General features: G+C 66.3%; 23 protein-coding genes. 9 read left to right on the forward strand and 14 right to left on the reverse strand.

The genetic code is table 11. From position 1 onward, the window contains the following. The first annotated feature begins 10 nt into the window (after positions 1–10). Positions 11–1,552, forward strand: coding sequence for an exopolyphosphatase (gene ppx / locus J4O73_RS10810; protein ID WP_426217163.1), 1,542 nt, complete (start codon positions 11–13; stop codon positions 1,550–1,552). 47 nt (positions 1,553–1,599) lie between these two features. Here ppx and J4O73_RS10815 read toward each other — a convergent pair whose 3' ends face one another. Together J4O73_RS10815 and J4O73_RS10820 are read right to left on the reverse strand one after the other, a co-directional pair. Continuing rightward, complete coding sequence (locus J4O73_RS10815; RefSeq protein WP_378970337.1) at positions 1,600–1,848, reverse strand: DUF3297 family protein; 249 nt, start codon at positions 1,846–1,848, stop codon at positions 1,600–1,602. Further along, positions 1,845–2,513 (reverse strand): CatB-related O-acetyltransferase, encoded by a 669-nt coding sequence (locus J4O73_RS10820; RefSeq protein WP_426217722.1) that lies wholly within the window; start codon positions 2,511–2,513, stop codon positions 1,845–1,847. Before J4O73_RS10820 ends, J4O73_RS10815 begins: the two co-directional genes overlap by 4 nt. 69 nt (positions 2,514–2,582) lie before the next feature. On the opposite strand from J4O73_RS10820, the gene J4O73_RS10825 reads away from it, so the two are divergent. Next, positions 2,583–4,913: an NADP-dependent malic enzyme gene (locus J4O73_RS10825; RefSeq protein WP_426217724.1), complete on the forward strand. Its 2,331-nt coding sequence runs from the start codon at positions 2,583–2,585 to the stop codon at positions 4,911–4,913. A gap of 22 nt (positions 4,914–4,935) precedes the next feature. Here J4O73_RS10825 and J4O73_RS10830 read toward each other — a convergent pair whose 3' ends face one another. From J4O73_RS10830 to aspS, 4 genes are all read right to left on the reverse strand, one after another. Then, a complete protein-coding gene (locus J4O73_RS10830; protein WP_426217725.1) occupies positions 4,936–5,235 on the reverse strand; it encodes a hypothetical protein in 300 nt (99 codons plus the stop codon). Between the two features lie 2 nt (positions 5,236–5,237). After that, positions 5,238–6,317, reverse strand: a complete 1,080-nt coding sequence (locus tag J4O73_RS10835; protein WP_426217165.1) for an acyltransferase family protein — start codon at positions 6,315–6,317, stop codon at positions 5,238–5,240. Beyond that, the gene (locus tag J4O73_RS10840; protein ID WP_426217166.1) at positions 6,314–7,183 is read right to left on the reverse strand and encodes a glycosyltransferase family 2 protein; all 870 of its coding nucleotides are present in this window, start codon (positions 7,181–7,183) and stop codon (positions 6,314–6,316) included. Before J4O73_RS10840 ends, J4O73_RS10835 begins: the two co-directional genes overlap by 4 nt. Positions 7,184–7,293: 110 nt before the next feature. Then, on the reverse strand, positions 7,294–9,138 hold the full coding sequence (gene aspS / locus J4O73_RS10845; protein WP_426217168.1) for an aspartate--tRNA ligase: 1,845 nt from the start codon (positions 9,136–9,138) through the stop codon (positions 7,294–7,296). A 207-nt stretch (positions 9,139–9,345) separates the two neighbouring features. On the opposite strand from aspS, the gene rnd reads away from it, so the two are divergent. The 5 genes from rnd to xoxJ all read left to right on the forward strand — a co-directional run bounded on the left by rnd (position 9,346) and on the right by xoxJ (position 14,945). After that, positions 9,346–10,509, forward strand: coding sequence for a ribonuclease D (gene rnd / locus J4O73_RS10850; protein ID WP_426217170.1), 1,164 nt, complete (start codon positions 9,346–9,348; stop codon positions 10,507–10,509). Positions 10,510–10,677: 168 nt separating this feature from the next. Then, the gene (locus J4O73_RS10855) at positions 10,678–10,893 is read left to right on the forward strand and encodes a hypothetical protein (protein WP_426217172.1); all 216 of its coding nucleotides are present in this window, start codon (positions 10,678–10,680) and stop codon (positions 10,891–10,893) included. 659 nt (positions 10,894–11,552) lie between these two features. Beyond that, on the forward strand, positions 11,553–13,358 hold the full coding sequence (gene xoxF1 / locus J4O73_RS10860; protein WP_426217173.1) for a lanthanide-dependent methanol dehydrogenase XoxF1: 1,806 nt from the start codon (positions 11,553–11,555) through the stop codon (positions 13,356–13,358). Between the two features lie 133 nt (positions 13,359–13,491). Continuing rightward, on the forward strand, positions 13,492–14,100 hold the full coding sequence (locus tag J4O73_RS10865) for a c-type cytochrome, methanol metabolism-related (protein ID WP_426217175.1): 609 nt from the start codon (positions 13,492–13,494) through the stop codon (positions 14,098–14,100). Then, positions 14,100–14,945: a rare earth element methanol dehydrogenase accessory protein XoxJ gene (xoxJ, locus tag J4O73_RS10870; RefSeq protein ID WP_426217177.1), complete on the forward strand. Its 846-nt coding sequence runs from the start codon at positions 14,100–14,102 to the stop codon at positions 14,943–14,945. Before J4O73_RS10865 ends, xoxJ begins: the two co-directional genes overlap by 1 nt. A 31-nt stretch (positions 14,946–14,976) precedes the next feature. On the opposite strand, the gene J4O73_RS10875 is transcribed toward xoxJ, so the two are convergent. The 4 genes from J4O73_RS10875 to J4O73_RS10890 form a co-directional block, all read right to left on the reverse strand. Next, the gene (locus tag J4O73_RS10875) at positions 14,977–15,789 is read right to left on the reverse strand and encodes an enoyl-CoA hydratase/isomerase family protein (RefSeq protein WP_426217179.1); all 813 of its coding nucleotides are present in this window, start codon (positions 15,787–15,789) and stop codon (positions 14,977–14,979) included. A 22-nt stretch (positions 15,790–15,811) separates the two neighbouring features. Continuing rightward, the gene (locus J4O73_RS10880; RefSeq protein ID WP_426217180.1) at positions 15,812–17,035 is read right to left on the reverse strand and encodes a CaiB/BaiF CoA transferase family protein; all 1,224 of its coding nucleotides are present in this window, start codon (positions 17,033–17,035) and stop codon (positions 15,812–15,814) included. Positions 17,036–17,039: 4 nt separating this feature from the next. Continuing rightward, complete coding sequence (locus tag J4O73_RS10885; RefSeq protein WP_426217182.1) at positions 17,040–18,332, reverse strand: MFS transporter; 1,293 nt, start codon at positions 18,330–18,332, stop codon at positions 17,040–17,042. Between the two features lie 216 nt (positions 18,333–18,548). Next, positions 18,549–19,799, reverse strand: coding sequence for an MFS transporter (locus J4O73_RS10890; protein ID WP_426217184.1), 1,251 nt, complete (start codon positions 19,797–19,799; stop codon positions 18,549–18,551). A 422-nt stretch (positions 19,800–20,221) separates the two neighbouring features. On the opposite strand from J4O73_RS10890, the gene J4O73_RS10895 reads away from it, so the two are divergent. Continuing rightward, positions 20,222–21,169 carry a L,D-transpeptidase gene (locus tag J4O73_RS10895; RefSeq protein ID WP_426217186.1) on the forward strand — a complete coding sequence of 316 codons (948 nt, stop codon included), beginning with the start codon at positions 20,222–20,224 and terminating at the stop codon, positions 21,167–21,169. A 211-nt stretch (positions 21,170–21,380) separates the two neighbouring features. On the opposite strand, the gene hemW is transcribed toward J4O73_RS10895, so the two are convergent. From hemW to rph, 3 genes are read right to left on the reverse strand one after another with little or no spacing between them, the layout of a single operon-like run. After that, the gene (hemW, locus tag J4O73_RS10900; protein WP_426217188.1) at positions 21,381–22,556 is read right to left on the reverse strand and encodes a radical SAM family heme chaperone HemW; all 1,176 of its coding nucleotides are present in this window, start codon (positions 22,554–22,556) and stop codon (positions 21,381–21,383) included. Next, positions 22,553–23,188: an RdgB/HAM1 family non-canonical purine NTP pyrophosphatase gene (gene rdgB / locus J4O73_RS10905; protein WP_426217190.1), complete on the reverse strand. Its 636-nt coding sequence runs from the start codon at positions 23,186–23,188 to the stop codon at positions 22,553–22,555. The genes hemW and rdgB overlap by 4 nt, the downstream gene beginning before the upstream one ends. Further along, positions 23,185–23,898, reverse strand: a complete 714-nt coding sequence (gene rph, locus J4O73_RS10910) for a ribonuclease PH (protein ID WP_426217191.1) — start codon at positions 23,896–23,898, stop codon at positions 23,185–23,187. Before rph ends, rdgB begins: the two co-directional genes overlap by 4 nt. Positions 23,899–24,059: 161 nt before the next feature. Here rph and hrcA point away from each other — a divergent pair, with 161 nt between their 5' ends. Beyond that, positions 24,060–25,115, forward strand: coding sequence for a heat-inducible transcriptional repressor HrcA (gene hrcA / locus J4O73_RS10915; protein WP_426217193.1), 1,056 nt, complete (start codon positions 24,060–24,062; stop codon positions 25,113–25,115). Positions 25,116–25,122: 7 nt separating this feature from the next. Here hrcA and J4O73_RS10920 read toward each other — a convergent pair whose 3' ends face one another. Then, complete coding sequence (locus J4O73_RS10920; protein WP_426217194.1) at positions 25,123–25,914, reverse strand: DUF1236 domain-containing protein; 792 nt, start codon at positions 25,912–25,914, stop codon at positions 25,123–25,125. Positions 25,915–26,074 lie beyond the last annotated feature (160 nt).

Here is a 26,074-nt window from a genome sequence, read left to right on the forward strand (position 1 = left end):
ACAGAACCGCTTGGCAAGCCCCAGCGCCATCCTCGCCCCCGCCGAGATCGCGGAGCGGCTCGCCAGCCACCGGAGCCGACCGGTCGCCATCATCGATATCGGCTCGAACTCGGTGCGGCTCGTCGCCTATGACGGGCTCAGCCGCGCTCCGACTCCGATGTACAACGAAAAGGTGCTGTGCGGCCTCGGGCGGAACGTGTTCACCACGGGTCGCCTCAATGACGAGGCGGTGACCCGCTCACTCACCGCCCTCAGCCGCTTTCGCATCCTGTGCGAGACGATGCGGGTGTCCCAGATCTACGTCCTGGCGACGGCCGCCGCGCGCGACGCTCAGAACGGCCCGGACTTCCTGCGCGCCGCCGAGGCCGCCTGCGGCTGCGAAATCCAGCTTCTCTCCGGCCGACGGGAAGCCGAACTGTCCGCGCTCGGCGTCGTCTCGGGTTTCCACGCCCCGGACGGCGTCGTGGGCGACATGGGTGGCGGCTCCCTGGAACTCGTCGACGTGCGCGGTACGGTCGTCGGCCAGGGCGTGACGATGCCGCTCGGCGGCCTGACCCTGCAGGATCTCTCGGGCGGCTCACTGAAGAAGGCGGGCAAGCTCGTTCGCGAGCATATGCGCAAGGCCGAGCCGCAACTCGAAACCCTGAAAGGGCGGACCTTCTACGCGGTCGGTGGCACGTGGCGAGCGATCGCCAAGCTGCATCAGGCGGCGAGGGGCTACCCCGTTCACGTCATGCACGGCTACACCGTCGATCCGACCGACGAACTGAGCTTCCTTCAAGTCGTGGAGCAGACCGACGCCGCCCTGCTTCAGGATGTCGAGACGGTCTCCGAGGCTCGCCGCCCGCTTCTCGCCTACGGCGCGCTGGTCCTGGAAGAGATCATCCGGGTTGGGCGTCCCCGCGCCGTAGCGATCTCGGCTTCGGGCGTGCGCGAAGGCCTGCTGTTCGAACAACTGGATCGCGACACTCGACAACTCGATCCGCTGATCGCCTCGGCCGCAGAGTTCAACGCCTTGAGGGCGCGAGCCCCCCGCCATGGCGAGGAGTTGATCGCCTGGACGGATCATTTCGTGGCAGCCCTCGACGGGCCGGAGACTGCCGATGAGCGGCGCCTCCGGCACGCGGCCTGCCTCCTGTCCGATGTCGGCTGGCGAGCGCATCCGGATTACCGGGGCGAGCAGTCGATCGCCTCGATCCAGAACGCGGCCTTCGTGGGTGTCGATCATCCGGGGCGGGCCTATCTCAGCCTCGCCGTCGCCCTGCGACATACCGGCGTCGCGCCGGAAAAGGCCAATCAGGTGCTTCGCAACCTCGCCGGGCCGCGTCTCTTCGAGCGGGCTCGCCTTCTGAGCGCGTTGCTCCGGGTCGCTTTCCCGATCACCGCGGGCATGGATGGCGCTCTGCCGCGGGCGCCCCTTACCGTCGAGGATGGGCGCGTGACGCTCCGGCTTCCGCCAGACTGGGTCGACCTGAGCGGCGAGCGGCTTTTGAACCGCGTGCGCGGCGTCGGCCGCATCCTCGGCTTCGACGCACGGATCATCGTCGGCTGAAGGCCGTCGCTGGGATGGCCTTCAGGGTAGGGGGCCCAGCAGCGGGCTCAGCCCTCGGCGGGCTCGCGGAAGTAGGGCTCGACCTTGCCCTTGAGCTTCACGGTCATCGGGTTGCCCGCGCGGTCGAGCGCCTTTCCGGCCGAGAGCCGCACCCAGCCTTCGCTGACGCAGTACTCTTCGACATTGGTCTTCTCGGCGCCGTTGAAGCGCACGCCGATGCCGCGCTCCAGCAGGGCCTCGTCGTAGAACGGGCTGTTGGGGTTCGCCGCCAGGCGGTCGGGGGGCGTCTCGCTCATCGCCTCGGTCCGGCTTCCATCTCTTCCGCCGCGCGGGTTGCGGGCGCGGCCCCGCCGTTACGGGATTCCGCTGGCCCGCGCAACGCGGTGAGCAGGGCGGTGATGTCCTCGCTCTGCAGCAAGGGGACGAGACGGCTGACCTCTGCGGCGGGCTTGTCCCACCAGCGGGCCGCGACCAAGTCGTCCACGATGTCCGGGGGGAAGCGGTGGCGCACCACCCGGGCGGGGTTGCCGGCGACCACGGCATAGGGCGGCACGTCGCGGCTCACGACGGCACGCGCGGCGATGACCGCCCCGTGGCCGATCGTGACACCGGACAGGATCATGCAGCCCGAACCGAGCCAGACATCGTGGCCGATCACCACGTCGCCGCGCGAAACGTGATAATCCTCGGGGGCATCGGCGTCGGGGAACAGGCCGCGCATGGCGGCGAAGGGGTAGGTGGAGCCCCAATCGAGCCTGTGGCCGCCCCCGAGAAGGATCTCGACCTTGTCCGCTATGGAACAATAGCGGCCAATCGTCAGCTTCCGGCCACTTTCGGGGAAGCGAACCTTGGGCCTACCGTAGGAATAGGCACCGATGGAGAATCCGTAGCGCCGCGCCAACCTGGCGAGGTGCAGCCGGGTTTCGTTGTGCGGGTTGCGCCCTCTGCGCAGGCGTTGCAACAGACCCATCAACGCACAGCTCCGCCGGGTCGGCGAAGCGCGCATACAGGGCGAGCAGGAGGGCTGATGATGGCCGACAACATGTCCGACGACCTCAAGACTGGGGCGCTCGTCTACCATCGGCTGCCGCGGCCCGGAAAGCTCGAGATCCAGGCGACGAAGCCGCTCGGCAACCAGCGCGATCTCGCGCTCGCCTATTCCCCCGGCGTCGCCGCCGCCTGCATGGCGATCCACGACGACCCGCAGGAGGCCGCGACCCTCACCATTCGCCAGAATCTCGTGGCGGTGCTCTCGAACGGCACGGCCGTTCTGGGCCTCGGCGATATCGGACCGCTGGCGTCGAAGCCGGTGATGGAGGGCAAGGCCGTCCTGTTCAAGAAGTTCGCTGGCATCGACGTGTTCGACATCGAGGTCGACCAGAAGGACGTGACCAAGCTCGTCGACGTTGTCTGCGCCCTCGAGCCGACCTTCGGCGGCATCAACCTCGAGGACATCAAGGCGCCGGAATGCTTCGAGGTCGAGGAGCAGTGCCGGGCGCGGATGAACATCCCGGTCTTCCACGATGACCAGCACGGCACGGCGATCATCGTCGCGGCCGCCGTGCTGAACGGCCTGGAACTCGCGGGTAAGAGCCTCGAGAACGTTCGCATCGTGACCTCGGGCGCGGGCGCGGCGGCGCTGGCCTGCCTCAACCTCCTCGTGTCGCTCGGCGCCAAGGTCGAGAACATCACGGTCACCGACATCAAGGGCGTGGTCTACAAGGGCCGCCCCGAACTGATGGACCGCTGGAAGGACGTCTACGCGCAGGAGACCGAGAAGCGCACGCTGGCCGAAGTGATCCCCGGCGCGGACGTGTTCATCGGCCTTTCGGCGGGCGGCGTGCTGAAGCCGGAATACCTGCGCGAGATGGCGCCGAACCCGCTCATCATGGCGCTTGCCAACCCGTACCCGGAGATCATGCCCGACCTCGCCGAGAAGGAGCGGCCCGACGCGATGATCTGCACCGGCCGGTCGGACTTCCCGAACCAGGTCAACAACGTCCTCTGCTTCCCGTACATCTTCCGCGGCGCGCTCGATGTCGGCGCTCACAAGATCAACGAGGAGATGAAGAAAGCCGCCGTGAAGGCGATCGCGGGGCTTGCCCACGAGACGACCTCCGACGTGGTGGCCCGTGCCTATGGCGGCGAAGCCAGGCCCTTCGGCCCGAAATCCCTGATTCCGAGCCCGTTCGATCCGCGCCTGATCCTGCGCATCGCCCCCGCCGTGGCGCAGGCCGCGATGGATTCGGGCGTCGCGGGACGCCCGCTGGAGGACATCCAAGCCTATACCGACAGCCTGGACCGGTTCGTCCACCGCTCCGGCCTCATCATGAAGCCGCTCTTCTCCAAGGCGAAGGAGAACCCGAAGCGCGTCATTTATGCCGAAGGCGAGGACGAACGCGTTCTGCGCGCGGTGCAGGCCATCCTCGAAGACGGGGTGGCCAAGCCCATCCTCGTCGGGCGTCCGCGGGTCGTGGAGACTCGCCTGAAGCGGTTCGGCCTGTCGTTCAGCCTGAGCCGCGATGTCGAGCTGATCGATCCCGAGGACGATCCCCGCTACCGGTCCTACGTCCAGACCTATCTCGACGTGGCGGGCCGCAAGGGCATCACGCCGGACGCTGCACGCACCCTCGTGCGCACCAACAGCACGATCATCGGCGCCATCGCCGTGCGCCGTGGCGAGGCCGATGCCCTCATCTGCGGCCTGGAGGGCCGGTTCGAGACGCGTCTTCGGATCATCCGCGACGTGATCGGCCTGCAGCCGGGCATCAAGCAGCTGGCGGCGATGAGCCTGATCATCACCAACGAGGGCCCGTACTTCCTGGCGGACACCCATGTCCGCCCGGATCCGTCGTCCGAGGAGATCGCCGAGATCGCCCAGGCCTGCGCGAACCACGTCTCCCGCTTCGGCATCACACCGAAGATCGCGCTGCTCAGCCACTCGGATTTCGGACAATCCGATTCGGCATCAGCCGTGAAGATGCGGCAGGCCCTGAAGCTGATCGAGGAGCGCGATCCCGGCCTTCAGGTCGATGGCGAGATGCAGGCCGACTCGGCGCTGAAGGAGATGGTCCGCGACCGCGTGCTTCCGGGTTCACGCCTCAAGGGCGCCGCCAACGTGCTCGTGTTCCCGAACCTCGACGCGGCCAACATCGCGTTCCAGTTCGCGAAGGTGCTGGCCGAGGCGCTGCCGGTCGGGCCGCTGCTGATTGGCCCGGCCAAGCCCGCCCACATCCTCACGCCTTCGGTGACGGCACGCGGCATCGTCAACGTGACGGCGGCGGCGGTGGTGGAGGCTCAATCGGCCGATGAGACCCCGGCCATCGGCGGCGAGGCCGGCGCGGGCATGACCTCAGAGTGAGATGGGGTGACGTCCCGAAGGCTCAGGCCTTCGGGACGTCCCGTGCGATTCGGTTCGCCGCGAAATCGCGTAGCGCACCCTGCACAAGCGCCTCGACCTGTTCGGCCGAGCGCGGCTTGTCGACGACGAGGCTCGTGAGGATGTCCGTGCGGCGCTTGCGCTGCTTTGCCGTGCGGGAATGGTTCGATAGGCGGATGTGCCAGGGGCAATCCGGCCGCTTCAGATAGAAGCTGTCGCCACGCTCGTTGCGGGCGGCCAACGCGAAGCCCTCCCGTGTGAGAAGGCGTGCGGCGAGATCCAGGGCGGCGAGGGGCGAGAGCACGCTCAAGGGCCGGCGGGCTCGATCGTGCCGAGGCTACGACGCCCGAGGGCGCGGGCCTTCAGGGCCAGGGCGGGCCGCTCGACCGCATACCAAGAGAGGGCCGCCACGGGCAGCGTGACGATGAGCGCGGGCGCCAGGAGAGCGAGGCCGGATGGCGTCGGCCAGAGGGCGTGCAGGGTCTGCTGCACCGGCCAGCCATACAGATAGATCCCGTAGGACAAATCGGCCGAGGGGTCGAAGAGCTTCGACGCCAGCGGCCCGAGCGCCAGCCATACGCTGCCATAGGCGGAGGCGAGGAAGAGTAAGGCCGGGTAGACCGGCGTCCGCGCGAGGACGAACAGGGCGAGGCCAAGGCACAGCATGGCCGGGGCGGAAACGCGTAGACTCGTCCGCCAGAGATAGAGGCAGGCTCCGGCCGAGAAGATCATCGGCAGGCGCAGCGCAGTCTCGACGCCCTTAGGCAGGGCATCGCCATGGAGCGCGACCTGAACCGACAGGGCGACGGCCAGGGCGAAACACACGAGCGCGACGACCCAGCGACGCCGGAGCAACCCACACAGGGCTGCTGCAACGACTCCGGCATAGCAGAGCACCTCGTATTTCAACGTCCAGACCGTGCCGAGCGGCGAGCGATAGGGGTTGTCCTCGAACACGCCCGGCAAGGCGGCGTTGCTCTTGAAGCTCGTCAGCGTGTTGCGCACGAAAGACCAGAGACTGGGGTCGCTCAGGTACTCTCCGAGCCCCAGGCGCGTCATCGCGCCACCGAGGATGAGGGACACGATCAGCGTCGCCGCCACGAGCCCCGGCAGGATGCGCAGGGTTCGCGCCAGCAGGTAGTCTCGAATGCCGCGCCGGTCGCAGCTCATCGTCACGAGGAAGCCGGAGACGGCGAAGAAACCGTTCACCGCATGCTCGCCCAGGGTATAGCCGGTCGTCCGCGCCAGGGGCTCGTCCGTCGCGACCCCGGTCGCGACGCTGAAGGCATGAGACACGACGACCGCGAGCGCCAACAGCAGGCGCAGACCGGTGAAACCGTTGGGCCCCCGCGACAGCGCCTCCGCGATGGTGGGCGCGCCTCTCATGACAAGCCCTCACGATCCAGCGCTTCACGCCCACGCCACGCGGCCCAGGCACCGGCGACCGAGCCGCCATAGCGCTCGAGCCCGGCACGACGAAGGACAAGGGCCGACAGGACGGCCTTGGGCAGATTGACGATCACCGTGGGCAGGCTCGGATCCGGCAGGCCGTATTTCCGGCTCACATAGGCCCGCGACCACGCCAGATGCCAACGTGACCGGAATACGCGGCCCGGCTTGGGCGCCGAGGATCGGCCGCGACCATGCAGGGCGACGGCCCCGTTGACATGGATGAGGGCGCGACCCGCATCGGCGAGCCGACGGCACCAATCGTCATCCTCGTAGAACAGGAAAATCGCCTCATCGAACCCGCCGAGGCTGAGAAAGAGGTCGCGCCTCATCAGGAAGCAGGCCCCGGACAAGAAGGGCGCACAGGCATCGCCCTCCGGCAAATCGAGACGCCCGCCAGGATTGGTCAGGTACGGCGAAAGCAGCGAGCGCGGCTGATAGAAGTGGCGCCCGTCGGCCTCCATGATCCGGGGAGCGAAGAGCCCGGCATCGGGCCAAGCCCGTGCGGCAGCCAGGAGCGCGGCGGCGGCACCGGGCTGTATTTCGACATCGGGATTGATGACGAGCACGAACTCGGCGCCCTCGGCTGCCCGCACACCGATATTGTTGGCCCGCCCGTACCCCTCGTTGCGGGCGTTCCGCACGACCCGCGCCCCGGCCGCTTCGGCCACAGCGACGGAGTCATCGCGGCTGGCATTGTCCACGACGATGGTCGGAACGCACTCCCGCGACAGGGCTGCGAGGCAAGCGGGGAGGGCGTCGGCGCTGTCATGCGCCACGACGATGGCCGTGAGTTCGCTCATACCCCCAATCGGCACCGCGAGCTGAGAAAGGCAATCCAGGGCAGCGCAACGTCAGCAGATTTCGCGCTGCCCTGGTTCGCTTCACGTCATCCGCGATGCCGAAAGGGGTCTCAGGCCTTCTTCTCCGGCAAGTTGAGCCGGATGTGCAGCTCGCGGAGCTGCTTGGCCGTCGCCTCGGAGGGCGCGCCCATCATCAGATCCTCGGCGCGCTGGTTCATCGGGAACAGCACGACCTCACGGATGTTCGGCTCGTTGCAGAGGAGCATGACGATACGGTCGACGCCCGGTGCAATGCCGCCGTGGGGCGGGGCGCCGAGGCGCAACGCATTCAGCATGCCGCCGAACTTCGCTTCCAGTACGTCCTTGCCGTAGCCGGCGATGGCGAAGGCCTTCTCCATGACATCCGGACGGTGGTTCCGGATCGCGCCCGACGAGAGTTCGACGCCGTTACAGACGATATCGTACTGGAACGCCTTGATATCGAGGATCGTCTTCGTGAGCTCGCCCGCTTCGCCATCGGCAGCGAGCTTCTCCACGTCAAACTTCAGGAAGTCTTCGCGGTCGATGTTCGGCATCGAGAACGGGTTGTGCGAGAAGTCGACCTTCTTGTCCTCCTCGTTCCACTCGTACATCGGGAAGTCGGTGATCCAGCAGAACGCGTACTGATCCTTGTCGGACAGATTCAGTTCGTCGCCGATGCGGATACGCGCCTTGCCCGCGAGCCCGGCGGCCTTCGCCTCGGCACCCGCCGAGAAGAACACGGCATCGCCCGCCTTCACCTTCGCCTTCTCGGCGATGATCGCCTGGACCGGCGCCGGGATGAACTTCGCGATCGGGCCCTTGCCGACGAGTTGGCCGCCATCGTCCTCGAACACGACGTAGCCGAGGCCCGGCGCACCTTCCGAGCGCGCCCAGTCGTTCAACTTGTCGAAGAACGAGCGCGGCTGGCTGGCGGCACCCGGTGCCGGAATCGCACGGACCACGCCACCCGACTTGATCGCGCCCTTGAACGCCTTGAACTCCACCTCGTCGCGGGCGAACTCATCGGTCACGTCGGCGATGAGGAGAGGGTTGCGCAGGTCCGGCTTGTCGACGCCGTATTTCAGCATCGCGTCCGCGTAGGTGATACGCGGAAATTCCTTCGTGACGCGCTTGCCCTCGGCGAATTCCTCGAACACCCCGCGCAGCACGGGTTCGACCGCCTGGAACACGTCTTCCTGGGTGACGAAGCTCATCTCGATATCGAGCTGGTAGAATTCGCCCGGCGAACGGTCGGCGCGGGCGTCCTCGTCGCGGAAGCACGGCGCGATCTGGAAGTAGCGATCGAAGCCCGCGATCATCGTCAGCTGCTTGAATTGCTGCGGCGCCTGCGGGAGCGCGTAGAACTTGCCGGGGTGGACACGCGACGGCACCAAATAGTCGCGGGCGCCCTCGGGCGAGGATGCCGTCAGGATCGGCGTCTGGAACTCGAAGAAGCCGCCATCGCGCATCCGGCGGCGAAGCGAGTCGATGATCGCGCCGCGCTTCATGATGTTGGCGTGCAGCTTCTCCCGGCGCAGATCGAGGAAGCGGTACTTGAGGCGCGTCTCTTCGGGGTACTCGACATCACCGAAGACCGGCAGCGGCAACTCACCGGCCGGGCCGAGCACTTCGAGGTCGTCGATGTAGACTTCGACCGCACCAGTGGGCAGTTCCGCATTCTCGGTGCCGGCGGGGCGGGTGCGAACGCGCCCGTCGATGCGGATCACCCATTCCGACCGCACTGCTTCAGCGGCGGCGAAGGCCTTCGAATCCGAATCCACCACACACTGCGTCACGCCGTAATGGTCACGCAGATCGATGAAGAGCACGCCGCCATGATCGCGGACACGGTGGCACCAGCCGGAGAGGCGAGTGGTCTGCCCGACTTCGGACGGGCGCAATGCCCCGCAGGTGTGGGTACGGTAACGGTGCATGACGGTTTCTTCTCAGGGGAAGGGCGGCACCATTCACGCGGGGTCTTCCAAGTCAAGCGCGACGTCCGGTCCGCACCCCCGTCCGCGTCCACGCGGCCGCTCGACGCGGCGGCGTAACGCGCTGAAAATGCGACAAGTCCCGGTGAAATAGCGGGTAGACCATCCAAGCGCCTCCCCAATTCGCGGGGCCTTGCGTATAGCCGGATCATGGACCTGATCACCGACACCGCCGAACTTCGCGACGTTTGCACGCGGCTCTCCGCGCAGCCCTTCGTGACCGTCGATACCGAGTTCATGCGGGAAACCACTTACTATCCGAAGTTGTGCCTCATCCAGATGGCCGCGCCGGACGGCAGCGCCGTCCTGGTAGATCCCTTGGCGCCCGGCATCGACTTGCAGCCCTTCGTGGACCTGATGGCCCATGAGGGCGTGGTGAAAGTGTTTCACTCGGCCCGGCAGGATCTGGAGATCGTGTGGATGCTGGGGCAGGTGCTGCCGCATCCGTTCTTCGACACGCAGGTCGCGGCGATGGTCTGCGGCTACGGCGACTCGGTGTCCTACGAGCAGCTGGTCAACGATCTGGCGAAGGCCAAGATCGACAAGTCATCCCGCTTCACCGATTGGTCGCGGCGCCCCCTCTCGGAGGCGCAGCTCGCCTACGCCCTGTCTGACGTGACCCACCTCGTGAAGATCTACGAGGCGCTCGTCGCGGAATTGCTGCGTACGGATCGTGGCGCATGGCTCGATGAGGAGATGGGGGTCCTCACCTCGCCTGAGACCTATCAGGCCGATCCGAACCAGGCATGGCGCCGCCTCGCAGGGCGGATGCGCAAGCCGCGCGAGATTGCCGTGCTGATGGAAGTCGCCGCTTGGCGTGAGCGGGAGGCACAGTCGCGCAACGTGCCGCGCGGGCGCGTACTGAAGGACGAGGCGGTCATCGATGTCGCCTCGGCCGCTCCGCGCAGCGTCGAGGCGCTCGGCCGCCTGCGGACCATTCCCACCGGGTTCGAGCGGTCGCGCACCGGCACGGACATCCTCGCCGCCGTGGCGCGCGGTCTCGCCAACGACCCCAGCGAGATCGCCATGCCCGAGCGCGCACGCCGCTCCGGCGGAAACGGTGCCCTGGTGGAACTGCTGAAGGTGCTTCTGAAGGCCGTCTGCGAGGCGGAGGGCGTGGCGCCCAAGATCATCGCGACCGTCGACGACCTCGAAGCTTTGGCTGACGACGACGAGGCCCAGGTGCCCGTTCTCCAGGGTTGGCGCCGGACGCTCTTCGGCGAAAAGGCGCTTGCCCTGAAGAACGGCCGCCTCGCCCTTTCGGCCCGCGGCAACCGAATCGTCGTGCATGATCTCGGCGACAGCATCGACTGAACCTGTAGCACTCAAGCCAACCGGGGCAGTGACAGACGACACGCGCGGGATTAAGTGGCAATCGGTTTGCCGCTTTTACCTGGCCCAGTCGCGCGTATGTCCGAGCCCGAGGACGCTTCCAACATCCATGTCGGTCGCGGCGTCGTGTTAGCCGAAGGCTGCGAATCCGTGCGCGTCCGTTATCGCATCGTGATCGAGAAGCGCGCGGACGGCCCCGCTGTCACGGGGACTCTGACTGGTCGGCATGCCGGACTCTTTCCGATCTGGCTCGAACCAGACGCTCAGCTCCGCCTCAAGAACGGGCGTAGCTTCGCCATCTCCCTCACCGATCTGGTCGGGGACGTCGCCGAGTTCGAATCGACCGGGCCGGCCCCCGATCTGTGACGGCGGCTCCGCGGCCGAACGATTCCAGCGGTTTCTGAGAATTCTCCGTGGGGCGCCCCGTCGCGGACACGTCTCGCTTGCCAAAACATCCCGCCGCCGACGGTGCCATCGTGCGGCGAGACGGCGCAATCCCCATGCAGTTCACGGGCAAATTGCGCAGTCCGATTTGGTGAGCGGAGGCCGGCCGTGCTGCATTGCGGCAGGGAGACGGCGGCGAGGCTCGAAATAGCCTGAAACTACTTTGCCGCGATAATTCCTCGACAAAACAATAGGATTGACGCTTCAACCCGCGCCGCGGTTGGATTGAACCCGATCCCGACGCCTCGCGACCGAGCGCAGCGCAACGCGGGATTGTGCGCAGCAGCAACTAAGCCGTTTTCACCGCTTCGAAACCATGAGCGGTCCGCCGACCGCCACTGGGGTCAAAGTCCGTGTTGACGGCGCTCAAAAATCTCTTAAGGTCCATCCCAGCTTCGGTTTCGAGGGGGCCGCCTAAGGGGATGGGCGGCTTCTGGCGGGGGATCTTTAGAAGATCTCCGTCACCCAACTGCCCGCTATCGAGGCTCTATCCCTGTTGCGAAAGAGTCAGGGTCCAAGTTCATCTGGTTCTGCCCGCGTGGCTGTTCTGGAAACTTACTAATGACTTGTCGGAGGAATCCATGAGAGCGGTACATCTCCTTGCCCTCGGGGCAGGCGTTGCGGCCGTCGCCACGCCGGCGCTCGCCAATGACAGCGTTCTGAAGAGCATCGCCAACCCGGCCGAGCAGGCTCTGCAGACCGTTGATTACGCTAACACGCGCTTCTCGAAGCTCGACCAAGTCAACAAGGACAACGTGAAGAACCTCCAGGTTGCCTGGACGTTCTCGACCGGCGTCCTGCGCGGCCACGAGGGTTCTCCTCTCGTGATCGGCAACATCATGTACGTGCACACGCCGTTCCCGAACATCGTGTACGCCCTGGATCTGGACCACGACGCCAAGATCCTCTGGAAGTACGAGCCGAAGCAGGATCCGTCCGTGATCCCGGTCATGTGCTGTGACACGGTCAACCGTGGTCTGGCCTACGCCGACGGCGCCATCATCCTGCACCAGGCCGACACGACGGTCGTTTCGCTCGACGCCAAGTCCGGCAAGGTCAACTGGTCGGTGAAGAACGGCGACCCGTCCAAGGGCGCGACCAACACCGCGACCGTTCTCCCGGTCAAGGACAAGGTCATCGTCGGCATCTCCGGCGGCGAGTTCGGCGTGCAGTGCCACGTCACCGCCTACGACCTGAAGACCGGCAAGATGGTGTGGCGCGGCTTCTCGGAAGGCCCGGATGACCAGATCCTGGTCGACCCGGAGAAGACCACCGAGCTCGGCAAGCCTGTCGGCAAGGACTCCTCGCTGAAGACCTGGGAAGGCGATCAGTGGAAGACCGGCGGCGGCTGCACCTGGGGCTGGTTCTCGTACGACCCCAAGCTGAACCTGATGTACTACGGCTCGGGCAACCCCTCGACCTGGAACCCGAAGCAGCGTCCGGGCGACAACAAGTGGTCCATGACCATTTGGGCGCGTAACCCCGACACGGGCGTCGCCAAGTGGGTCTACCAGATGACCCCGCACGACGAGTGGGACTTCGACGGCATCAACGAGATGATCCTCACGGATCAGAAGGTTGACGGCAAGGATCAGCCGCTCCTGACCCACTTCGACCGTAACGGCTTCGGCTACACGCTGAACCGTGACACCGGCGCCCTCCTGGTCGCCGAGAAGTTCGACCCGGTGGTGAACTGGGCGTCCAAGGTGGACATGGACAAGGGTTCCAAGACCTACGGCCGTCCGCTCGTCGTCGCCAAGTACTCGACCGAGCAGAACGGTGAGGACGTGAACTCGAAGGGCATCTGCCCGGCGGCTCTCGGCACCAAGGACCAGCAGCCCGCTGCCTTCTCGCCGAAGACCAGCCTGTTCTACGTTCCCACCAACCACGTCTGCATGGACTACGAGCCGTTCCGGGTGACCTACACCCCGGGCCAGCCCTACGTCGGTGCGACCCTCTCGATGTACCCGGCTCCGAACTCCCACGGCGGCATGGGTAACTTCATCGCTTGGGACGGCGTGAACGGTAAGATCAAGTGGTCGAACCCCGAGCAGTTCTCGGTGTGGTCGGGTGCTCTCGCCACCGCCGGTGACGTGGTGTTCTACGGAACGCTCGAAGGCTACATCAAGGCTGTCGACGACAAGTCCGGTAAGGAGCTCTGGAAGTTCAAGACTCCGTCGGGCATCATCGGCAACGTGATGACCTACCAGCACAAGGGCAAGCAGTACGTGGGCGTCCTCTCGGGCGTCGGCGGCTGGGCGGGCATCGGCCTTGCGGCCGGCCTGACCGACCCGAACGCCGGTCTCGGCGCGGTGGGTGGTTATGCGGCTCTGTCGCAGTACACCAACCTCGGCGGCCAGCTGACCGTCTTCGCTCTGCCGAACTAATCGGCCGCGGTCTGTAAGTGACAAAAGGATGCCGGCGCGGGTTTCCGCGCCGGCATCTTTATGATTAGGATGCTTTCAAGGGGTCTCTGCCCGAAGGGAGACGGAAAGACCTCGACATAGGGAGACAGGTACGTTGCTTCACCTCAGCACTCTCATTTCGCGGCCCGTTCTGGCCGCCCTCGCCCTAGCGACCGTTTCCTCGGTCGCCGTACATGCTGAGGATGCCAAGTCAGACCCGAAACTTGCGAACTCGATCAACAAGGACGACAAGACGTCCGAAAGCGAGCCGGAACTTCTGAAGAAGAACGCCGCCGTTAAGGTCGAGGATGGCAAGTATTTCGATGCGGATGGTCATCCGACCTTCCACATCACCGATAACGGCAAGAAGCTCGACTGGTACAGCTACTCCGGCTACCGCCGCTATCACGCCGAGTGCCACGTCTGCCACGGCCCGGACGGCATGGGCTCGACCTACGCCCCCGCCTTGAAGGACTCGCTGAAGCACCTCTCCTACGAGGAATTCATCGGCATTCTGGTCGGCGGCAAGCAGGACATCAACGCCGCCGAGCAAAAGGTCATGCCCGCCTTCGGCGATAACAAGAACGTCATGTGCTACTCGGACGACCTCTATGTCTACCTGAAGGCCCGCGCCTCCGGTGCCATCGGCCGCGTCCGGCCGAGCGATAAGGAAGACAAGCCCGAGGCCGCCAAGCAGCACGAAAAGGAGTGCATGGGCAGCTAATGGCCCAAGCGCGCAAGCTTGCGATCCTCTGCGCCCTGTCGATGACAGTGGCGCAGGGGGCTGTCGCACAGCATCTGCCGGACACCGTCACCACCGACGTCCTGCGCGTCTGTGGTGACCCCGGCAACATGCCGTTCTCCGAGCGCAAGGAAGACGGCTTCGAGAACAAGATCGCCGCGATCATCGCGGACGAATTGAAGATGAAGGTTCGCTATTACTGGCTGACCCAGGGTCCAGGCTTCGTCCGCAACACCCTCGGCACCGGCTTGTGCGACATCATCATGGGTCAAGCCTTCGGCAGTGACCTCGTCCAGACGACGAACCCCTATTACCGCTCGACCTACGTTCTCGTGACGCGCGCCGGCGAGTTCGAGGGCGTGACCGGGCTCGACGATCAACGTCTCAAGGGCAAGAAGATCGGCGTGATCGCCGGCACACCTCCGGTCAACCGAATGGGCGATCTCGGCCTCATCACAGCGATGAAGGCTTATCCGCCCTACGCCCTGGATCCGAAGCGGAAGTTTCAGACCGTTGCCGCCGAGGTGATCGGTGATCTCGCGGCCAAGGAGATCGATGCGGCCGTGCTCTGGGGACCGGCCGCAGGCTGGCTCGCCAAGCAGAGTGGCTCGCCGATGAGTGTCGTGCCGCTACTCAAGGAGCCGGAACGTCCGCCGATGGCCTACCGTATCGCCATGGGTGTGCGGCTCGGCGAGAACGATTGGAAGCGTATTCTCAACAACGCCCTGCGCAAGCGCAGTGCGGAGATCGAGAAGGTCCTGCGCGACTTCGACGTGCCGCTTCTCGATCAGGACGAGAACAAGCTTCAAGCACCGGGCGAGCGCTGAACGCGCTCGCCTCTTTGAGAAAGCCGGGCGGCTAGCGCCCCTTCCAGTCCGGCGAACGCTTGCCCAGGAAGGCTTCCATGCCTTCGCGGAAATCCTCGCTCATGTAGCAGAGCAGGATCAGGTCATCGCCGGGGCGCGGTGCATCCTCGGAGAGGGCATCCTCCTCGGCGAGACGGCGCAGGCCTTCCTTGGTCGCCTGCATGGTCAGCGGGGCATGATTGGTCAGGAGGGTGGCCAGGGTATCCACCCGCTCCGTCAGTGCCGCCGCATCCTCGACAACCTCACCGACGAGCCCGATGGCCAGCGCTTCGTCCGCGCCCACGAGCCGAGCGGTGAAGATCATATCCTTCACCCGCGCAGGACCGATGAGGTTCGACAGCCGCTTGAGGTTCGCCTGGGACAGGCAATTGCCGAGCGTGCGGGCGATCGGGAAGCCGAACCGTGCATCGCGGATGGCAACCCTCAGATCGCATGAGGCCGCGATGGCGGCCCCGCCGCCTGTGCAGGCTCCAGCGATGGCGGCGATGGTCGGCACACGAAGTCGCTCCAGCCCGCCCAGCACCTGATCCATGAACCGCTCGTAGCCGAGCGCATCCTCCGCCGTCGCGAACGTGCGGAATTGCGCGATGTCGGTGCCAGCGGCAAAAGCCTTCTCGCCTGCGCCCGTGATGATGAGCACCTTCACCGAGGGATCGGCCGCGATGTCCTCGCAGCAGGCGATCAGCCCGCGATACATCGCGAAGGTGAGGGCGTTACGCGCCTGCGGCCTGTTCAAGACGATGCGGGCAATACCGGCCTCGTCCTTCGTGAACAGCAACTCGTCTGTGGGGGCGTGAGCGTTCATCCGGGGCCTCCGCTTATCGGGATCAGGCGCGGGTTTCGCGCACGATGCCGCGGGCGATCAGATCGTCGATCGCGGCGTCATCGTACCCGGCTTCCGCAAGGATGGCACGGGAATGCTCGCCTAGAAGAGGTGCGGGCCCGTGAACGCGACCGGGCGTCTCGGAGAACTTCACGGGCAAGCCGAGGGTCTTCATCGGGCCAACGCGGGAATGCTCCACCTCCACGACCATCTCGCGAGCCAGCGTCTGCGGGTCACGGTGCATGGCGTTCACGTCGAGCACCGGCCCGGCCGGCACGCCCTCGGCTTCGAGTCGTCCGAGCCAATCCTGCGAGCTGCGCTCGCGGAAGGCGGGGGCGAGGGTCGCGGCCAGAACCTCGCGATTCGTCATACGGTCGCGGTTGAGGGCGAAGCGCGGATCGTCCGCGAGGGTCTCCATGCCAATGGCCTTCAGCATGCGCAGCCAGTTGGTCTGGTTGGCGGCGCCGATGGTGATCCAGCCATCTGCCGTCTCGAACGCCTCATAGGGTGCGTTCAACGGGTGGGCTGAACCCATTGGGCCAGGGGCGACACCCGTCGCCATGGCAATGGCCGATTGCCAGTAGGTGTGGGTGATGCCCGCCTCGAACAGCGAGGTATCCACGACCTGTCCCTGGCCGGTCTTCAGGCGGCGCGTGTAGGCTGCGAGCACACCCATGGCGGCAAGGATCCCAGCGGTGATGTCGGTGACGGGCGGTCCGCACTTCATGGGCGGTCGCCCGGGCCCTTCGCCGGTCACGGACATGAGCCCGCTCATGCCCTGCGCGACGAGATCGAAACCCGCGCGGTCGGCATAGGGGCCGCTACGGCCGAAACCCGAGAGCGAGCAATAGACAAGGCCGGGGAACTCTTCGCGCAGGCTCTCGTAGCCGAGGCCGAGACGTTCCATCGTGCCCGCGCGATAGTTTTCGATCAGCGCATCGGCGTTGCCGAGGAGCCGCCTCAGCACGGCGACGCCCTCCGGTGCCTTGAGATCGAGGCTTAAGCCGCGCTTGCCCCGGTTCATCATCATGTAGGCCGCGCTCTCGCCGTCGAGGGCGGGGGGCACCGTGCGGCGCGTGTCGTCACCGTCGAGCTTTTCGACCTTGATGACCTCGGCGCCCATGTCGGCGAGCATCAGCCCGCAGACAGGCCCCGCCATGATGTGTGCGAGTTCGATCACCCGCATGCCGGCCAGGGGACCGTGACGTTCGCTCGCAGCGCTGGCCATGGCCTTACTCTCCGGCGGGCATACCGGCGACCCGGCCGGTCGGTTCGACCGGCGGATCCACGAATTCACGCTCGGGATGCATGGTGAAGGCGAGGACCGCCCCGAGCAAACACAGTCCGATGGAGCCGATGAACGGCAGGGTCCAGCTTCCCGTGCGATCGACGATGAAGCCGAACACGATGGGTGAGACGATGGCCGCCACTGCCGAGCCAGTGTTCATCAGTCCGCTCGCGGTGCCCGCGTATTTCGGGGCGATGTCCATGGGCACGGACCAGATCGGGCCGATGATCAGTTCCGAGAAGAAGAACCCGGAAGACAGGAGCAGGGCCACCAGCGTGAGATCGCGGGTGAAGAACACTTCCGTCAGGCTCGCAGCCGCGCCGAGGAAGCCGACCACGATCACCGAGAGCCGGGCGAGCTTCACGTTGCCGGTCATGTGACCGATCTTGTCGCTCGCGATGCCGCCGACCGTGTCGCCGACCACGCCCGCGAAGAACACCCCAGAGGCGAACAGCGCCGAGTTTTTCAGATCGAGCTGGTAGCTCTCCTTGAAGAAGGTCGGCAGCCAGCCGAGGAACAGCCACAGGGTCCAGCCGTAGCAGAAGTAGGTGATCGTTACCGGCAAGATCCGGCGGGTGAGGGCGCCCCACGGCACGTTCTGGCGCACGCCCACCTTACGCGGCTCCGGCAGCGTCTCGAGTTCCTTCTTCGTGATGGCCGGGTGATCCGACGGGTCGTCCCGGAAATACAGGTACCAGATGACGACCCACACGAAGCTGGCGACGCCGAGCACGTAGAAGCTCACCCGCCAGCCGAAGTGGTAGATCAGAAAGGCGACGATCGGCGGGGCGACCGCGTTGCCGAATCGGGCGAAGGCGTGGGTGATGCCCTGGGCGAAGCCGCGCTTGCCCGGCGGCGTCCAGTTCTGCATCGCCCGGGTCGCGGTGGGGAAGGTCGCGCCCTCACCGAAGCCGAGAAGCACGCGGGCGAGGAAAAGGCTCACCAGTCCGCCGACCATGCCGGTCAGCACCGTGGCAAGAGCCCAGATGATGCCACAGATCATCAGAGTCCGCCGCGCGCCGAATCGATCTCCCACCGATCCGCCGATGACTTGGAAGATCGCGTAAGGATAGGCGAAGGCCGACAGCATCAGACCGAACTCGGTCTTCGACATGCCGAGGTCGTGCATCATCACCGTGCCGGCCGTCGCCAGGTTCACCCTGTCGAGGTAGGTGATGAAATACATGAGGCAGAGCAGGCCGAGCACACCATTGGTGGCGCTCACGCGCTTCATCATCGCCCAATCCTCCCAAGCGACGGCCGCGGACTTTTCGTCCGTCGTGCCGAATGCCGTCTCACGCCCAGGGGCCGAGCGGCATTTCTTATACGTTATTCAATCCGGTCTTCACTCTCTTGGCAACAGCCTATGAGCGCTTCCGTCAAAGCGGGAGGCGCCGAAACGTGAACGGGGGCCGCGAAGGCCCCCGTCCGAATGCAATCTCAATGATGGGCTTCAGGCGGTCGCGGTTTGGAGTTTCCCGCTCTGTTCGGGGGCCGTGGCCGTCAGCGCCTTGCCGCGCGGTCCGACCCAGGAGCCGACCCAATTGCGCTGCCACAGGGCGAGGCATCCGAGCACCAGAGCGGCGAAGACAGCGTAAATCACGAAGCCGGTCGCGAAGTGCCCGGTATATTGCTTCGACAGACCCATCACGTTGGGAAGGATCGCTCCGCCCAGCGCGCCGATCTCGCCGATCATCGAGCCCGCCACGGCGGTGTTGTTCGGCCACCGCAGGGGCACCAGCTGGAAGAGCGCGCCGTTGCCCGCGCCAAGAGCCGCGAAGCAGAACATGAACAGGAGGGTCGTCGCGGTGAGCGAGGGGTTCACGGTGAGGGCGAGGAAGGCCGCCACCGACGCCAGCAGCACCACCGACAGAACCGCCACGCCGCCGAGCCGGTCGGCGAAGTAGCCGCCCGCGATGCGGATGCCCGATCCCATCAGGGCGGCAAGCATCGTGAGCCGCCCGGCCTCGACCTTCGTGACCGAGAACTGCTCGTAGAAGAAGGTCGGCAGGAAGTTCGACAGGCCGATGAAGCCGCCGAAGGTAATGATGTAGATGAGCGAGAAGGCCCAGCCGTCCTTCGTGAACAGACAGGAGATATGGTCCTTGAAGGACTGGCCGTGGCAATCCGGCGGCTCCTTCGCCAGAGCGATCATCACGGCGATCGGCAGGAGCATCACGACGCCCGCGAAACCGTAGACGGCCTGCCATCCGTACATCTGCGCCAGAGGCGGTGCGAACAGCACGGCAAGCACAGTGCCGGAATTACCGGCACCCGCGATGCCCATGGCGAGACCCTTGTGCTCCGGCGGGAACCAGCCCGAGCCGAGCGACAGGGCAACGCCGAAGGAGGCGCCCGCGATGCCGAGCAGCACGCCCATAGCGAGCACGTCATTGTAGGATGAGACGAAGAAGAAGCCGTAGGCCATCGCCAGGACGATCACGCCCATCTCGGTGAGGGCGGCGTTCTTGCGGCCGATGTACTGGGCGAGGACGCCCAGCGGGAAGCGCATGATCGCACCTGCAAGGATCGGCAGAGAGATCATGAAGCCGGTCTGGGCCGGGGTCAGCTTGTAGGTCTCGGTGATGAACGGGCCCATCGCGCCGTTCAGCACCCAGATCGCGAAGCAGAAATCGAAATACAGGAACGCTGCAAACAGGGTCGGGGGGTGGCCCGACTTCATGACCGTCTTGAAGCTCGCCATGGGTGAGGTGCTCGTCAGAGTTTGCAAGCCGCGACGCGGCCGCACATGCCGGGGGTCCGGACTCACACCGTCCGCTCTGCGAAGCGCCGTTGCTCCGCGCGCCGCATCAGAGGCGGCACACACAGCCATGCACGGCGCGTGCCAGCGATCGGCGACGGGCATGCGGGGTTCCTGACGCCGAACGAGGCAGGTGTGATGGGCAAACGAGCGCTGCTGGAATTTCGCGTGGCGCGGTGGGATTAACTTGCTGCACTCATGCAACAGGCGGCCGGAAAGCCTGATTCCGGCGCACACGCGGGGCGGGTATGGCATGGCCGCGCTTGGCGGCGACGGAGCGTGTTTGTAAGTCTTGCAGAAGCTTGACCGGATAGCCGACGGCCGATCCCGCCCGCGTCCGCACTTGTCTTTCAGGAAGACCGACTATGTCCGCCCCGTTCCGCCTTCTGCTGCTCGCTGGCCTCGCCGCCTGCGCGACGGCCGCACCCGCCCTCGCACAGACCCGCACCGCCGCTGTCGATGCACGGGTCGATCCCGATTTCGACCGGCTCTATCAGGACCAGAGCGGTGCCTATTACCTGAAGCGCGGCGAGCGCTACGTGCCTTACAGCGGCCGCATCGAGTTCGGCCGCGCCGTGTTCGACCGGCAGGCCACGCCCGCCGCTGCCGCGCCGGTTCCGGCCCCCGCCGTGCAAGCTCCGCCCACCCGGCAGGCCGCGCTGGTTCAGCCCGAGGCGTCCGGCGATCCGGCCCTTTCGCCGATCGAGGCTGCCAAGGCCAAGGCCGTTCTCCGTGCGCCCGATAACGGCCCGATCGATTACGCTAAGGCCTACGGCCCGATCGAGGACGACGTCTTCCCCGTCCGCGCCTTCGATTACAAGAAGATGAGCCCGGCCTACCTACGGCAGGAGATCGCCTATAACGGCCCCTACGAGCCCGGCACGATCATCGTGGACCCTCGCGCCCATCAGCTGACCCTCGTGCAGGAGGGCGGCCGGGCCCGCCGCTACGGCGTCGGCGTCGGCAAGCAGGGCTTCTCGTGGTCCGGCTCGGCGACCATCAACTCCAAGCAGGCCTGGCCGGATTGGTATCCGCCCAAGGAAATGATCGCCCGCAGCCCGAAGCTCGCCAGCGAGGTCGATAAGCTTCAGAGCGGCCTCGGCGTATCCGGCGGCCTGCGCAACCCGCTCGGTGCCCGCGCCATGTATCTCTGGCAGGGCAACAAGGACACGCTGTTCCGCATCCACGGCACCCTCGAGCCTTTCTCCATCGGCAAGAGCGTGTCGTCCGGTTGTATCCGCATGATCAACCAGGACGCCATCGACCTGTTCAGCCGGGTGAATGTCGGCGCGAAGGTCGTGGTGTTGAACTGAAGGCAATGTGAGGGGGTGCAATTCCCCCTCTCGACCTCCCGCTGAGCCCGCTGATGTGGGCACCTTGGGGTAAGGCCAGGCTGGGAAGGGGCGTTCTCTAGAGCCTCAGCCGACCCAGTTGGCTCCTGGGCTTCCGTCATTGCGAGCGCAGCGAAGCGATGACAACGAAGATGTCGTCGTTGAATGCGGCTCAACCCGGTCGGACACGGCTCTATCGCGCCAGCTCCGCGACGAGTGCATTGAGAACGGGAGCCCCGGCGGCGGTCGCGGCGATGCGGCCATCGGGCTTGGCACTGAGCAGTCCGTCCTGCACCAGGGCCGCAATCCTCCCGGCATCGAGCGGCCTACCCTTGAGGGCGGCATAGCGGGCCGGGTCGATGCCCTCGATCAGACGCAGACCCATGACGAGGAATTCGTCGGCCTGCGCGGGAGGGTCGAGGGCCTCCGTCTCCGTGATGCCATGACCGTCGGCCTCGACACGGGCGAGCCATGCCTCGGGCATGCGTTCGGTCACGGTGCCGATCCGGCCCTCCGCCGTGACGAGACGGCCATGCGCGCCGGGGCCGATGCCCGCATACTCGCCATATCGCCAGTAAAGCAGGTTGTGCCGCGCCTCGGCGCCCGGACGGGCGTGATTGGAAATCTCGTAAGCCGGAAGTCCGGCCGCGTCGCAGACCTCCTGTGTCACGTCGTAGAGGGCGCGGGACACGTCCTCATCGGGCGTCACCAGCTTGCCCGCCGCGGCGAGGCCGTAATACGGAGTGCCCGGCTCAATGGTCAGTTGGTAGAGCGACAGATGCTCGGCTGCCCGCGCGATCGCCTCGGTCAGTTCGGCCCGCCACGCGGCGGGGCTCTGCTGGGGGCGGGCGTAGATCAAGTCGAAGGACGTGCGTTCGAACGTGCTCTGCGCGACGGTGATCGCCGCGAAGGCTTCCTGCGCATTGTGGAGGCGTCCAAGGGCTTTCAGCGAGGCATCGTCCAGAGCCTGAACGCCGAGCGACACACGGTTCACCCCGGCGGCCCGGTATCCCCGGAAGCGCCCGGCCTCGACGCTCGAAGGGTTGGCTTCCAGCGTCACCTCGGCGCCCGGCGCAATACGCCAATGCTCCGCTACGGAATCGAGAAGGCCCGCCACCGTCTCGGGCTTCATCAAGGACGGCGTACCGCCGCCGAGAAAGATGCTCGTGACCTCGCGCCCCGGCACACGGGCGGCGACATGCGCCATCTCGGCGCGGAAAGCTGCAAGGAAGCGTGCCTCGTCGACGCCCGCATGGCGGACGTGGCTGTTGAAGTCGCAATATGGGCACTTGGCCGCGCAGAACGGCCAATGCAGGTACACCCCGAACCCCGCGTCGCGGGTGGGGTGGTCCGGGATGGTAAGGGTCAAGTCCGCCCCGTCGATGGGAGGCAGTCTCGCGCGAGGTCCACGAAGGCCCGCGCCCGGTGCGACAATCCCTTGCCCGATTGCCAATCGACGCCGTGCTTTTCCTCGGCCGTCATTTCGCCGAACGTGCGGTCATGGCCTTCCGGCTTGAACAGCGGATCATAGCCGAACCCTGCAGTGCCGCGCGGCTCTACGAGATCTCCGAACACGCGGCCCTCGAACAATTCCGTATGACCATCGGGCCATGCAAGAACGAGGGCGGAGACGAAATGCGCCTTGCGGTTCGTGGCCCCGCGCGTCTCCAACTCGGAAAAGATCCGGGCCATTGCCCCGGAGAAATCCTTTGTCGGCCCGGCCCAACGGGCGGAGAAGATGCCCGGCGCCCCGTCAAGGGCATCGACACACAGGCCGGAATCGTCGGCGAAGGCAGGGAGGTTCGTGGCGCGGGCGGCGGCATGCGCCTTGATCGCCGCGTTTTCGGCGAACATCGTGCCGGTCTCGTCCGGCTCCGGCAGGCCGAGTTCGCCCGCAGAGACGGCTTCGATGCCGAACGGCTCCAGAAGCTCGCGCATCTCCGCAAGCTTGCCCGCATTGTGGGTGGCGATGACCACCTTGCCGGTGAGTTGACGCCTCATGCGATGGCCTCTTTCTGCAAGGCGACGAGCCGCTCGGTCCCCGCCCGGGCCAGTCGCAGCATCTCCATAAGCTGCGCCTCGGTGAAGGGCTCGGCCTCGGCGGTGCCCTGCACCTCGACGATACCGCCCTTGCCGGTCAGGACGAAGTTCGCGTCCGTATCGGCCGCGGAGTCCTCCTCATATTCGAGATCGAGGACCGGAGTACCCTTGTAGATGCCGCAGGAGACGGCGGCGACATGATCGCGCAGCGGATCGACCGAGATCATGGAGCGGCTGCGCATCCAGGTGAAGCAATCGTGCAAAGCCACCCAGGCGCCGGTGATGGCAGCGGTGCGGGTGCCGCCATCGGCCTGGATCACATCGCAATCCACCGTGATCTGCTTGTCGGTGATCGCCGACAGGTTGGTGACGGCGCGAAGGCTGCGGCCGATCAGCCTTTGAATCTCCTGCGTGCGGCCGGAGGGCTTGCCGGAATTCACCTCGCGGCGGGTGCGCTCATGGGTGGCGCGTGGCAGCATCGCATATTCGGCGGTCACCCAACCCCGGCCGGAACCGCGCAGCCACGGCGGCGCGCGCTCTTCCAGGGAGGCTGTGCACAGCACCTTGGTATTGCCGAAACTGACGAGGCAGGAGCCTTCGGCATAGCGCGCGACGGCGCGTTCGAGGGTCACGGGCCGCAGCGCGTCGGCGGCACGGTTGGATGGCCGCATGCGAGGCCCTTTCCATATGAGAGAGATGGGCGGGGCTCATAGGCCGCACCGCCGCGCCGGGCAAGCAGCGGATTGATCCGAAGGCCGTGGGCGGACATGATCGGCGCCCAGGTAACCCCGTCATGACACATCCGCACTTGGACATTCACCAAAACCAATCGATGCAAGCCCTCTCGGCCCTCAACGAGCGCGCCCGGGAGATCTTCCGCCAGATCGTGGAAAGCTATCTGACAAATGGCGAGCCCGTGGGATCGCGCAACCTTGCGCGCATCCTACCCATGGCCCTGTCGCCGGCCTCGATCCGTAACGTCATGGCGGATCTCGAACATTCCGGGCTGATCTTCGCGCCTCACGCCTCGGCGGGTCGCCTCCCGACCGAGCAGGGGCTGCGCTTCTTCGTCGACGCGATGCTCGAACTCGGCGATGTCGGGCAGGATGAGAAGGACCGGATCGAGGGGCAGATGCGCGCGGTCGCCTCGCGCCATACCTTCGAATCTGCGCTCACCGAGGCATCGAGCCTGCTCTCGGGCGTCTCGCGCGGGGCGGGCGTGGTGCTCACCACCAAAGCCAATGCGAGCCTGAAGCATATCGAGTTCGTCCGGCTCGACCCCGCCCGCGCCCTCGTGGTGCTGGTCTCTGACGACGGCACCGTCGAAAATCGCTTGCTCGATCTGCCGCCGGGTCTTCCGGCGGGGGCTTTGCAGGAGGCGACGAACTATCTCAACGCCCGTCTCGCCGGGCGGACGCTCGGCGTGCTGAGGGCGGAGATCGAGGCGGGCCGCCTCGCCAAGAAGCGCGAATTGGACGAGTTGACCGAGCGGCTCGTCGATGCCGGGCTCGCGACACCAGTCGGCCCGTCGGAAGCGCGCCAGCTCATCGTTCGGGGGCAGGCCAACTTGCTGGACGACCTGCGGGCCGCCGAGGATCTTGAGCGGATTCGCCTGCTGTTCAACGATCTGGAAACGCAGAAGGACGTCATCGACCTCCTGGCCCGCGCCGAGCAGGGGGAGGGGGTACGCATCTTCATCGGCTCCGAAAACAAGCTGTTCTCGCTCTCGGGCTCGTCACTGATCGCCGCGCCCTTCCGCGACGGCTCGCAGAAGATCGTCGGGGTGGTCGGCGTCATCGGCCCGACGCGGCTGAACTATGCCCGCATCGTGCCGATGGTCGATTACACCGCCCGCGTCGTCTCGAAGCTTCTCGACGGCGGGCGGTGATGATGGATTACGCCGGGATCACGTCCACGATCTCGTAGGTGTCGGGATCGATGATGATGATCTCGTCACGCACGAGGATGAAGTCGTAGCCCTCGTAGGCCGGAACCAGCGAGACGATGGCCGGGGGCAAACGGTGCAGACGCACCGAACGCGGGATGGCCGTGCCGACGCTCAGGGCGAAATCGACACGGTCGAGGCGGGAGACGCCCCCGACGCGCGTGATCGATTGGCGGAACTCGGTGCGCTTCGCCGTATCGAGACGGGTGTAACCGCCCCGCGCCGGGCCAGCGGCATCACGGCTGCCACGGGCGCCCGGCCCGCGCTCGGCACCACGGCGGTCGCCATCGGCACCCGGCCCGTTGCGATCACCACGCTCGGCAGCGCCGTTCCGGTCGCCTCGCTCGCCGTGCTCAGCCCCGCCGCGCTCGGCGCCGCCACGCTCTTGAGCGCCACGCTCAGCCGGGCCGCCCGCGCGTCCAGCCGGTCCGCCTTGCTCGGCGGGTCCGCCACGCTCGGCGCCGCCCGCAGCCGGACCACGCCCGCCGCCCTCGCCGCCGCGCATACCGCCCGCGCCGCCGCCGGCTCCACCAGCACCGGGTCCGCCCGCAGCTGGTCCGCCGCTGGCGCCGCCGCCCGGACCGCCACCACCGCCGGGACCAGCCGCCGCGCCGCCGGCACCCGCGCCGCCAGCCCCACCGCCACCTGCGCCCCCACCACCAGGACCGCCCTGGGCGAAGGCTGTCGTCGCGCCTGCCATGATGATGGCTGCAGTCACGGTGCCGCGAAGAATTCTGTTCATGTCTCGTCCTCGTCCAACCGAGGGTGCGCCAACCTTGCGCTCGACCCGGGCCGGAACGGGGAGTGACAGGAAACCGTTCCGGCGCCCATCGAACAGCGGGTGACAACGGAGCGGGCTCTCCACGGGGAAATCCCTGCGTGCCTTGCGGCAAATGATCCGG

The sequence above is a fragment of the Methylobacterium sp. NFXW15 genome (assembly GCF_049887755.1).
Classification (GTDB): domain Bacteria; phylum Pseudomonadota; class Alphaproteobacteria; order Rhizobiales; family Beijerinckiaceae; genus Methylobacterium.

Excerpts from the sequence above, each read along its gene's own strand:
- J4O73_RS10885 (WP_426217182.1), bottom strand. The coding sequence starts at position 18,332 with ATGATGAAGCGCGTGAGCGCCACCAATGGTGTGCTCGGCCTGCTCTGC.
- xoxJ (WP_426217177.1), top strand. The coding sequence starts at position 14,100 with ATGGCCCAAGCGCGCAAGCTTGCGATCCTCTGCGCCCTGTCGATGACA.
- J4O73_RS10890 (WP_426217184.1), bottom strand. The coding sequence starts at position 19,799 with ATGGCGAGCTTCAAGACGGTCATGAAGTCGGGCCACCCCCCGACCCTG.
- aspS (WP_426217168.1), bottom strand. The coding sequence starts at position 9,138 with ATGCACCGTTACCGTACCCACACCTGCGGGGCATTGCGCCCGTCCGAA.
- J4O73_RS10875 (WP_426217179.1), bottom strand. The coding sequence starts at position 15,789 with ATGAACGCTCACGCCCCCACAGACGAGTTGCTGTTCACGAAGGACGAG.
- J4O73_RS10835 (WP_426217165.1), bottom strand. The coding sequence starts at position 6,317 with ATGAGAGGCGCGCCCACCATCGCGGAGGCGCTGTCGCGGGGGCCCAAC.
- J4O73_RS10880 (WP_426217180.1), bottom strand. The coding sequence starts at position 17,035 with ATGGCCAGCGCTGCGAGCGAACGTCACGGTCCCCTGGCCGGCATGCGG.
- J4O73_RS10825 (WP_426217724.1), top strand. The coding sequence starts at position 2,583 with ATGGCCGACAACATGTCCGACGACCTCAAGACTGGGGCGCTCGTCTAC.
- rph (WP_426217191.1), bottom strand. The coding sequence starts at position 23,898 with ATGCGGCCATCCAACCGTGCCGCCGACGCGCTGCGGCCCGTGACCCTC.
- hrcA (WP_426217193.1), top strand. The coding sequence starts at position 24,060 with ATGCAAGCCCTCTCGGCCCTCAACGAGCGCGCCCGGGAGATCTTCCGC.
- J4O73_RS10920 (WP_426217194.1), bottom strand. The coding sequence starts at position 25,914 with ATGAACAGAATTCTTCGCGGCACCGTGACTGCAGCCATCATCATGGCA.
- rnd (WP_426217170.1), top strand. The coding sequence starts at position 9,346 with ATGGACCTGATCACCGACACCGCCGAACTTCGCGACGTTTGCACGCGG.
- J4O73_RS10840 (WP_426217166.1), bottom strand. The coding sequence starts at position 7,183 with ATGAGCGAACTCACGGCCATCGTCGTGGCGCATGACAGCGCCGACGCC.
- rdgB (WP_426217190.1), bottom strand. The coding sequence starts at position 23,188 with ATGAGGCGTCAACTCACCGGCAAGGTGGTCATCGCCACCCACAATGCG.
- xoxF1 (WP_426217173.1), top strand. The coding sequence starts at position 11,553 with ATGAGAGCGGTACATCTCCTTGCCCTCGGGGCAGGCGTTGCGGCCGTC.
- J4O73_RS10895 (WP_426217186.1), top strand. The coding sequence starts at position 20,222 with ATGTCCGCCCCGTTCCGCCTTCTGCTGCTCGCTGGCCTCGCCGCCTGC.
- J4O73_RS10815 (WP_378970337.1), bottom strand. The coding sequence starts at position 1,848 with ATGAGCGAGACGCCCCCCGACCGCCTGGCGGCGAACCCCAACAGCCCG.